Origin of the sequence: Paracoccus sigandri (assembly GCF_003709565.1) — a bacterium.
GTDB lineage: Bacteria > Pseudomonadota > Alphaproteobacteria > Rhodobacterales > Rhodobacteraceae > Paracoccus > Paracoccus siganidrum.
Map to the genome: position 1 here is coordinate 1 of NZ_QNRC01000109.1, position 842 is coordinate 842.

Genomic DNA, 842 nt, shown 5'->3' on the forward strand with positions numbered 1-842 from the left:
GTCAGCGGGCATCTGCATCTGTTCCGGGATGTTTTCGAGGGCCTGTTTCCAGAATTCCAGTTGCCTTGCATGACGGGATCGGGGATCGTTCGGGTCGCCCAGCAGCTGGCGGTGCCACAGGGTGTAGTCGCCATATTGCACCGGCAGCGCGGGCCGGTCGGGGGCGCGGCCGTCCAGGCGGGCGGCATAGGCGGCGGACAGGTCGGCTGCCAGCGGCGCCATCGAGGCCCCGTCTGCGGCGATGTGATGCAGGACCAGCAGCAGCACATGTTCCCGATCGCCCAGCCGGAACAGGGTCGCGGCCAGCGGCAGGCCGGCCGCCAGGTCCAGCACCTGCGCGGCCCCTTCGGCCAGCGCCGCGTCCAGTGCTGCGGCGCCGATATCGCGGCGCTGCAGGACCAGCGAGGCGCTGTCCAGCACCTCCTGCCGGGGGGTGTCGCCGGCGGGGAAGCGGGTGCGCAGGGCCTCGTGGCGGGCGATCACGTCGTTCAGCGCGGCCTGCAGGGCATCGGCGTCCAGATCGCCCTCGATCCGCAGCGCCATCGGGATGTTGTAGGTGGCCGAGGGTCCCTCCAGCTGGCCCAGGAACCACAGCCGCTGCTGCGCGAAGGACAGCGGCAGCTGGTCGGGGCGGGCTTGGGGCGCCAGCGCCGGGCGGGCGGGCCTGGGCGCGTCGCCGGCAGAGATGCGGGCGGCCAGGGCGGCGATGGCGGGGCATTCGAAGATGGCGCGGATCGGCAGGTCGATGCCGAAGGCGGGACGGATGCGGCCGATCAGCCGCGTGGCCAGCAGGGAATCGCCGCCAAGGGCGAAGAAGCTGTCGTCGATGCCGATCTCGGGGG

1 protein-coding gene is annotated in these 842 nt (G+C 72.3%); it reads right to left on the minus strand.

The genetic code is table 11. The features are described 5' to 3' along the window. The coding region (locus C9E82_RS23965; protein WP_244936077.1) for a condensation domain-containing protein at nucleotides 1–842 on the minus strand (842 nt) is incomplete at both ends.